Below are 8,263 nucleotides of genomic sequence, written 5' to 3' on the forward strand. Positions count from 1 at the left end.
GGTCCGGTCGGTCAGCTCCGCCGACGCAGCAGCACCACGCTGTCGGCCGTCTCGTGCGTCGTCCCGTCCGGGGCGGTCGCGGTCCGCGGTCGGAGCTCGGCGTGGCGGACCTCCCACGCGTCACCGTCGTCGCCCCGAAGTGCGGCCAGGTCCTCCTCGGGCGTCGGGAACCGGTACGACCGCATCTCCTCGGGCAGGTCGCGGTGCGGGGGCGCGGCGTGCGCGGTGACCAGGACGTGCCCGCCGGGTGCGACGAACCCGGCGGCCCGTCGCAGGATCGCCGCGCGCGGGATCTCGACCGGCCACGACTGCAGGAACGACGCCGTGACGAGGTCGTACCGCTCGCCCGCCGGGGGCACCCAGGTGGCGAGGTCCGCAGCGGCGAACGCGGTGCGGTCGGCCACCCCGGCGGTGGCCGCGGCGGCTGCGGCACGGGCGACCGCCGTGGGGGAGAGGTCGACCCCGGTCGCGTGCCAGCCCCGCCCGGCGAGCCAGACGACGTCACCGCCCTCGCCGCACCCCAGGTCGAGAGCCGTGCCGCCCGGCAGCTCCGCGGCGACGGCGGCGAGGACGGCGTTCACGCGGCCCGACCAGATGCCGTCGCGCTCGGCGTAGCGCTCCTCCCACCAGGTGCGGGCGTCGCGCTCGTCGACCTGGGCGCCGCGCTCGTCGGCTCGGGCGGCAGCGGTGTCGTGCTCGTGCATCCGGTCAGTCCACCGCGCGGCTGCGCCGCTGCGCAAGCCGCGTTGCCGGTCCGGCAACGATCCGGCCGGGAGGCGCGTGGCGGCCCCGCCCCGTGCCTCCCGGCCGCCACGGCCGACCGACGGGAGGCGCGTGGCTGGCCGCCCCGTCCCTCCCGTCCGCCCACGACGGAGGGGAGGCGCGTGGCGGCCCCGCCCCGTGCCTCCCGGCCGCCGCTCGTCGCGTCCGCCGGCCGGCCGGGTCAGGCCGCGCGTGCCTCGAGCAGCGCCCCGAGCGTGGCGGCGGCCTCGGCCGCCCCGTCCACGGTCACCAGGCGGGCGCCGCCACCCACTGTCTCGACGACGAGCCCCGGTCCCGATCGCGAGACGTACGCGACGCCCCGACCGCTGAACCGGTACCCCCAACCGCCCCACTGTCCGGGGGAGACGTCCTCCCACCCGCAGGACCGGACCTGGTCGAGCGGGACGCGCATGAGCGGGAGCCGGGTCACGGCGGAGGTCACCCGGAGACCACGGCGGTCGACGGTGACCTCGACCCGGGCGAGCACGAGCACCGTGAGGCCGACGAACACGGACACCCCACCCGTGATGACCGCGGTCCCGGTGGCGTCCGCGCCGACGCCGACCATCACCGCCGCGACCACGCCGATCACCGTGAGCAGGACCCCGAGCACCGCGAACCAGCGGCTCCCGGCACGGCCCCGCCACGCGACCCGGGCACCGGGCGGCACCGCCAGCGGCGCGACCGCGCGACGGGGGACCGGGCCGGCCGTCCGCCAGAGGGCGACGAGCGGGACCGCCCCGGCCACGACCGCGACCGGCACGATGACGAGCGTCGCGGCGACGGGCAGGGTGGGTTCGGCGGACCGGTTCACGACCGCCAGCAGGATCCAGGTGACGACGAGCACCGAGGCGAGCAGCTCCGTGACGAGCACGACCATGGCGGCGGTCCGTCGGTCGGGGAACCGGGGTACCGCGAGGGCGACGCCGAGCGCGACGACCGCGGTCGCGAGGGCCCCGCCGAACACCGGCCACGGCGACCCCCACCCGTTCGCGGTGCCGGCGGCGTCGAAGTGCTGCGCGATGCGGGCGGGCAGCTCGGGCCCGAGGGCCACCGCCGCCACCAGGAGCGCGAGGAGCAGCACCGCCGCCGGTGCGGTCACCGCCGTCCGTGTCGCTCGGCTCATCGGTCGTGTCGTCATCGTGCCCCCTTGATCATGGTGAACAGGTCGTCGAGCGGGACCCCGAGGGCCTCCGCCTGGTCGCGGAGTTCGCCGACCAGCGAGCGCAGCTGGTCGAACGAGGCGTTGCCGGACCGGAGCACGGTGGCCCCCCGGCCGCGACGGAGCTCGATGAGCCCGTCCTCCTGCAGCCGCGCGTAGGCGCGCAGCACCGTGTGCATGTTCACGTCGACCGCCGCCGCGAGGTCCCGCGCGGACGGCAGCTTCTCGCCCTCCCGGAGCTCCCCGCGGGCGATCGCGGTCCGTACCTGCGCGGCGATCTGCTCGGCGAGCGAGGCCCGCGCTGCGGGGTCGACGGTGATCAGCATAGTTCGCATAGTAGGCGAACAATGCACTCCGGAGAAGGGGATCCGAGACATCCACCATGCGCGGATCTGACCCGGCGGACGGGACGCCGCCGCGTACCGTCCGGGACACGACGAGTCCGCAGTGCGTCGGCGTCGCACGGACGATCCGCAGGGGGTCGGACGGGGCGGTGCAGCGGCGCCGTGATGCAGGGAGCACGACGATGTCGAAGTACGAGACCGACCAGCACGTCCAGCAGGTCCACGTGACCACCTACCGCCACCTCCGGCGGGCCGCCCGTCGCGGGTGGGAGCTCGCGGAGCCGGTGGCCACCCCGTCGCTCGCCGACCTCGTCGGCACACCCGTGCCGCGGAGACCGGAGCACCGGTGACCGCCGCGCAGGCGGACGTCGGGCCGCCGACACACGCGCCGACGCACGCCGCGACGCCGCGCACCGTCCACCGCGGTGGGAGCGACCCGGACGACGCCCGCGCCCTCTACGAGGAGGTGTACGACGCCCGCGACGTCACCTTCACGACCGACCCGCACGCCGGTACCGGCACCGGCACCGACCCGCACGCCGGCACCGACCACCCGGCACGCACTCCCACGGCCCCGTTCACCTTCCGCTACCGCTGCACGGGCGACGACCACGTCACCCTCCGCACCTCGTCCGTGTCGGCGCACCGGTCCGGTGTGCTCGCCCCCGACCGGCAGTACGTCCTCGCCTGGTCCGTCGAGGGCGGCGTCGTCATCGACCCGGACCGCGAGGACGGCGTCACCCTCCGCGCCGGCGTCCCCGTGATGTGCCCGGCGGGTCGGCCCTTCGCCGCCACGGCACCGCCCGGGACGGTGCACCTCGTGCACTTCGACGCCGACTTCCTCGAGGCGGTCGCGGTCGTCGAGGACGGCAACGCCCCGGTCCCGCTCGCCTTCCCGGTCTCGGTGCCCTCGAGCCACCTCGCGCCCCTGCAGGCGGTGCTCCGCGAGGTCGCCGCCCGTCTGCTCGACGAGACCGTGGTCGACGGCGAACGCGCGGCACTCGACCTGCGGCTCGCCGAGGCCGTCCTGCAGGCGTTCCGCCCCGAGCGCGACGGCGGACCGCCCGACGTCCCGGTCGGCACGATCGTTCGGGCGAAGTCCTTCATGTACGCGCACTTCGCGCGGCCGCTCGCCACCGCGGACATCGCCGCGGCGGCCGAGGTCAGCGTCCGCACGCTGCAGGAGACGTTCCAACGCCGCGAGGGCACGACCCCCACGGCCTTCCTCCGGGACCTCCGCCTCGAGAAGGCCCGGCTGGCACTCCAGCTCGCCGACGTCCGCGAGACGTCGGTCGCCGCCGTCGCGCACTCGTGCGGCTTCCGGCACATGGGCCGCTTCTCCGGTGCCTACGCGGCGCAGTACGGCGAGTTCCCCGGTGCCACCCTCCGCGGCCAACGACGGCTCGTCGGGGTCGGCGGACCGGTCCGCAGGGCGTCGGCCCGCCGTGCCGGGTGACCGTCCACGAGGTGGTCGGCAGACCGGCCGGGAGGCGCGGCTCGTCCCCGACCCGCACCCCCGGCCCGTGACGTGGTCGCCTGGGTACCGTGGAGTGATGCAGCCCGGATCGTCCCCGACGACCGACACCGACGGTGTCGCCGCCACCGTGCGCGGCGCGGGATCGCCGGTGCTCGTGCTGCACGGCACCCCGGGCGGACTCCGCACCGCCGAGGTGATGGGTCGGTTCCTGCCCGCCGACCGCTTCCGGGTCGTCTCCGTGGCGCGCCCCGGGTACGCCGGAACGTCGCTCCTGCCGGGACGGTCCTCGCTCGACGACGAGAGCGACCGGTACGTCGCACTCCTCGACCGGCTCGGAATCGACCGCGTCGCCGTGCTGGCCTGGTCCGGCGGGGGACCGGCTGCCTACCGGCTCGCCGTCCGGCACCCCGACCGCGTCTCCGCACTCGTCGTCGCCGCCGGACTGTCGGGTCGGTGGACGCCGCCGCGCCCCTCGGTGGCCGAGTGGATCGTCTCGCGGACGCGGCTGGGGTCCCGGCTCTCGGCGCTCGCCGCCCGCGTCCTGCCCGGCGTCGTGGTCCGCGCCGCGTCGGAGGGCGTCAGCTCCCTCCGGGGTGCGGCGCTCCGGGACCACGTCGCCGACGTCATGCGCGACCCGTTGCGTCGCGGGTTCGTGCTCGACCTCGCGACGGGCGGCAACGCCTCCGGTGGACACCGTGGCGGGTGGGACAACGACGTCCGGGTGCTGGGTGCCGTGGAGGACCTCGAGCTCGGTGCCGTCCGGGCTCCGACCCTGCTCGTGCACGGCGACGCCGACACCGACGTGCTGCCCGAGCACAGCGCCCGCGTCGCCGCTGCGGTGCCGGACGTCGAGCTCGTCACCCTGCCCGGCGGGACCCACTTCGCACTGTGGGACCACCACGACGCCGCAGCCGTGCAGGCACTCGTGCAAGCGCACCTCGACCGCTCCTGACCGCCAGGTCGGCCGCGACGACGGCGAGCGGGGCGGGGGACAGACCGGGGGACACCGGCGAGTGCTCTCCTCGGTGTCGGCTGCAGGTTGCGCCCGAAACTGAGACGACCCGCAGGGAACGGCCGCCGCTGCCCAGTCGGACCCAGCTTCGTTACCAATACGTTGTCTTCTCGAGCCACCCGCTCGACCCGGAAGGAACCATGGGACGTCACGCCCTCCCCGCAGCACCCGACGCCACCGTCCTCGACCGCAGCACCACCGCACGCCGCGTCGAGACGGAACCCGCACCCGTCGTCCTCCCGTCCGTCGACCGCACCTCGGCCACCCCCGTGCCGGACGCCCACCGCGCCGCCGGGGACGCTGCGCTGATGCGTCGCCCCCGCGGTCGCCGATCGGCCCTCGGACCGGCCGCAGACGCCGCCGCCGTGCAGACGCCGGTCCCGACCGGGGCGACCGAGCGCGTGGCCCCCGTCACCCGGACGCTGACGTCCGCACCCCAGCAGAGCCGCACGGTCCCGACGCCCGTGGTCGCAGCCCCGGTCGAGTCCGCACCGACCACCGGCGCACCGACCGTCGGCGTGCAGGCCCCCGCCGTGGCCCACGGCCACGCCCGCCGCCACCGCGACGAGCGCACCCGCCGCGCCGCCGCCGCGCGCACGGTCGTCGTCGTGCCACCCGTCGCCGGGACCGTCGTCCTGTCCCGGTCGGCCGCCCTCCGTGCCGAGCGTGCCGTCGACCCGCGCCACATGCGCCGGGCGGCCACCGCCAAGCGCGCCGCGATCCTGCTCGCACCGGCGCTCGCCGTGACCTCGAGCCTCACGCTCTCCCTGCCGGCGACCGCCGCACCGCTCGACGACGCCGGTCAGCCCGTCTCGTCCTCGGCGCCGTACCGCTCGCAGTCCTTCACCGTCGCCCGCGACGTCGAGGTCCCGGTCGTCTCGACCGACGGCATGACCACCACCACGACGGTCGTCTCCTACCCGACGATCGTCACGAAGTGGGGCGTCACGACGGAGCAGGCCGAGCAGGCGATCTCCGCTGCGCTGTCGTCCGGTGGTCCGCGCGCGACGATCATCTCGACCGCCCTGCAGTACATGGGTGACCCGTACGTCGAGGGCGGCGCGAGCCACCAGGGCATCGACTGCTCCGGACTGACGATGGTGGCGTACGCGGCCGTCGGCATCCCGCTCGCGCACTACGTGCCGACGCAGGACGACGCCGCGACGACCATCCCCGCCTCCGAGGCGAAGCCCGGCGACCTCGTGGTGTTCGACGACCAGGACCACGTCGGGATCTTCCTCGGCGACGGGCTCGTGCTGCAGGCGCCGCACCCGGGCGACCCGGTCGACATCGTGCCGGTGTACCCGAACGCCCACCACTTCGCCCGGCTGCTGCCCGCCGGACAGTGACCCTCGGTGCGCGTCGGGCGAACCCGGTGCGCACCACGGACCCGGGACCGAGGCGCGAGACCGCGTGCGCCAGCCCCGCGCCGGCGGACCGGCCGCGCGCCTCCGGTCCTGACCGCGCGCCTCCGGTCCTGACCGCCGCCCGAACGGGACGCGACCACCTGTCGGTAGTGACCCGACCCGCCGAGCCGGCCCGCGCCTCCCGTCCGCTCCGCCGTCCACACGGCCACGCACCCCGCGCGACGGAGGCCTTGCGCGCCTCCCGTAAACTGGAGTGATGGCCACCGAGACCCGCACCCCGTTCGAAGAGCAGCGTTCTGCTCGTCCGCAGGTGCGGCCGCGCACCGAGGGCTGGACCCAGGCGCAGGACTCCGAGGGCCGTCCCCTCCTGCAGTTCGCGTCGCCCAAGCGGGGCAAGCCGCCGGAGCACCTCGCCGACCTGACCGTCGAGGAGCGTGTGGCGAAGGTGCAGGAGCTCGGACTCCCCGGCTTCCGTGCCAAGCAGCTCTCGACGCACTACTTCACGCACCACACCTCCGACCCGGAGCGGATGACCGACCTGCCGGCCGCACAGCGCGAGCAGCTCGTCGCCGGGATGCTGCCGCCCCTGCTCACCGAGACCCGACGGTTGGCGACGGACAAGGGCGACACGATCAAGTTCCTCTGGAAGCTGCACGACGGCGCCCTCGTCGAGTCGGTGCTCATGCGCTACCCCGGTCGCATCACCCTCTGCGTCTCGTCGCAGGCGGGCTGCGGCATGAACTGCCCGTTCTGCGCGACCGGCCAGCAGGGGCTCACCCGCAACATGTCCACCGCCGAGATCATCGAGCAGATCGTCCGGGCGAACGCGGCCATCGCGGCCGGCGAACTCGGCGGCGACCCGCGCAAGGGCGGCAAGGACCGGGTGGACGCCGAGCGCGTCACGAACATCGTGTTCATGGGCATGGGGGAGCCGCTCGCGAACTACAAGCGCGTGATGGACGCCGTCCGCACGATGGTGGCGCCGCAGCCGCACGGCCTCGGCATGAGCGCCCGCGGCATCACGATCTCGACCGTGGGCCTGGTGCCGGCGATCAAGAAGCTCGCCGACGAGAACATCCCGATCACCTTCGCGCTCTCGTTGCACGCCCCGGACGACGAGCTCCGCGACGAGCTCATCCCGGTCAACTCGCGCTGGAAGGCCGACGAGGCGATCGACGCCGCGTACGAGTACTACGCCAAGACCGGCCGCCGGGTCTCGATCGAGTACGCGCTCATCAAGGACATGAACGACCACGCCTGGCGTGCGGACCTGCTCGCCGACAAGCTCAACGCGCGCGGCAAGGGCTGGGTGCACGTGAACCCGATCCCGCTCAACCCGACGCCGGGCTCAGTGTGGACCTCCTCCGAGCCGCACGTGCAGGACGAGTTCGTCCGACGGCTCAACGCGGCCGGGGTCCCGACCACGCTGCGCGACACCCGCGGCAAGGAGATCGACGGGGCGTGCGGGCAGTTGGCCGCCGCCGACGAGACGGACGTCTGAGCAGACGCTCGTCCAGGACGATCGTCGATCGACGCGTCCCGAGGAGCGGACGGGAGGCGCGGTGCGGGTTCGCACCGCGCCTCCCGTCGTACCGGGGGAGCGCTGGTACCCCTGCTTCCCCGTGTTCCCGGGGAAGTCGGGGTACGACACGCCCGGGATGTCAGCGCTGTTGGCGGTGCTGTTCACCTCTGCGTAAAGTAATCACTCGTTGCCGCTGAGGCGGAGAACGGAACGGCCGGGACGGTCGCCAGGTCATCGACTTGGGGATCTCGTCCGCCACGGTTCTTCCCCGGGTAACGAACCAGCTCCTTCGTGAAGCGCCCTGTTGGGTGTGGAGTGTTGGGTGCGTCTGGTCCTTGAGAACTCAACAGCGTGCACATTGTCAATGCCAATTTATTGACCCCGTGCCTGGCTGGCCTTTTGGTTGGTCGGGTCGGAGACAATTCCTTTTGGATTGAAGATTGTCCAGTGGACAGTCGACAGTCAGTTTCAACTCGCTGACACTTCGGTGTTGGTTGTAATTTTTTTACGGAGAGTTTGATCCTGGCTCAGGACGAACGCTGGCGGCGTGCTTAACACATGCAAGTCGAACGATGATCAGGAGCTTGCTTCTGTGATTAGTGGCGAACGGGTGAGTA

General features: G+C 73.9%; 8 protein-coding genes and 1 rRNA gene. 6 read left to right on the forward strand and 3 right to left on the reverse strand.

Features of this window, described 5'->3' with window-relative positions:
* Positions 1 to 11: 11 nt before the first annotated feature.
* From BEP24_RS02490 to BEP24_RS02500, 3 genes are all read right to left on the reverse strand, one after another.
* Positions 12 to 704 carry a class I SAM-dependent methyltransferase gene (locus BEP24_RS02490; RefSeq protein WP_083230012.1) on the reverse strand — a complete coding sequence of 231 codons (693 nt, stop codon included), beginning with the start codon at positions 702 to 704 and terminating at the stop codon, positions 12 to 14.
* Positions 705 to 943: 239 nt separating this feature from the next.
* On the reverse strand, positions 944 to 1,888 hold the full coding sequence (locus tag BEP24_RS02495; RefSeq protein ID WP_141693324.1) for a DUF1648 domain-containing protein: 945 nt from the start codon (positions 1,886 to 1,888) through the stop codon (positions 944 to 946).
* 11 nt (positions 1,889 to 1,899) lie between these two features.
* Positions 1,900 to 2,250 carry a GntR family transcriptional regulator gene (locus BEP24_RS02500; protein ID WP_065959901.1) on the reverse strand — a complete coding sequence of 117 codons (351 nt, stop codon included), beginning with the start codon at positions 2,248 to 2,250 and terminating at the stop codon, positions 1,900 to 1,902.
* A gap of 200 nt (positions 2,251 to 2,450) precedes the next feature.
* Between BEP24_RS02500 and BEP24_RS17365 the strand changes: the two genes are divergently transcribed.
* The 6 genes from BEP24_RS17365 to BEP24_RS02525 form a co-directional block, all read left to right on the forward strand.
* A complete protein-coding gene (locus tag BEP24_RS17365) occupies positions 2,451 to 2,618 on the forward strand; it encodes a hypothetical protein (protein ID WP_171898703.1) in 168 nt (55 codons plus the stop codon).
* Positions 2,615 to 3,724: a helix-turn-helix domain-containing protein gene (locus BEP24_RS02505; protein WP_065959902.1), complete on the forward strand. Its 1,110-nt coding sequence runs from the start codon at positions 2,615 to 2,617 to the stop codon at positions 3,722 to 3,724. Before BEP24_RS17365 ends, BEP24_RS02505 begins: the two co-directional genes overlap by 4 nt.
* Before the next feature lie 97 nt (positions 3,725 to 3,821).
* Positions 3,822 to 4,697 carry an alpha/beta hydrolase gene (locus BEP24_RS02510; RefSeq protein WP_065959904.1) on the forward strand — a complete coding sequence of 292 codons (876 nt, stop codon included), beginning with the start codon at positions 3,822 to 3,824 and terminating at the stop codon, positions 4,695 to 4,697.
* 200 nt (positions 4,698 to 4,897) lie between these two features.
* On the forward strand, positions 4,898 to 6,106 hold the full coding sequence (locus tag BEP24_RS17920) for an NlpC/P60 family protein (protein WP_065959906.1): 1,209 nt from the start codon (positions 4,898 to 4,900) through the stop codon (positions 6,104 to 6,106).
* A gap of 274 nt (positions 6,107 to 6,380) precedes the next feature.
* Positions 6,381 to 7,625: a 23S rRNA (adenine(2503)-C(2))-methyltransferase RlmN gene (gene rlmN / locus BEP24_RS02520; protein WP_065959908.1), complete on the forward strand. Its 1,245-nt coding sequence runs from the start codon at positions 6,381 to 6,383 to the stop codon at positions 7,623 to 7,625.
* Positions 7,626 to 8,150: 525 nt separating this feature from the next.
* Positions 8,151 to 8,263 (forward strand): 16S ribosomal RNA (locus tag BEP24_RS02525); the annotation flags it as partial.

It is taken from the genome of Curtobacterium sp. UCD-KPL2560, assembly GCF_001705035.1.
Lineage (GTDB): Bacteria > Actinomycetota > Actinomycetes > Actinomycetales > Microbacteriaceae > Curtobacterium.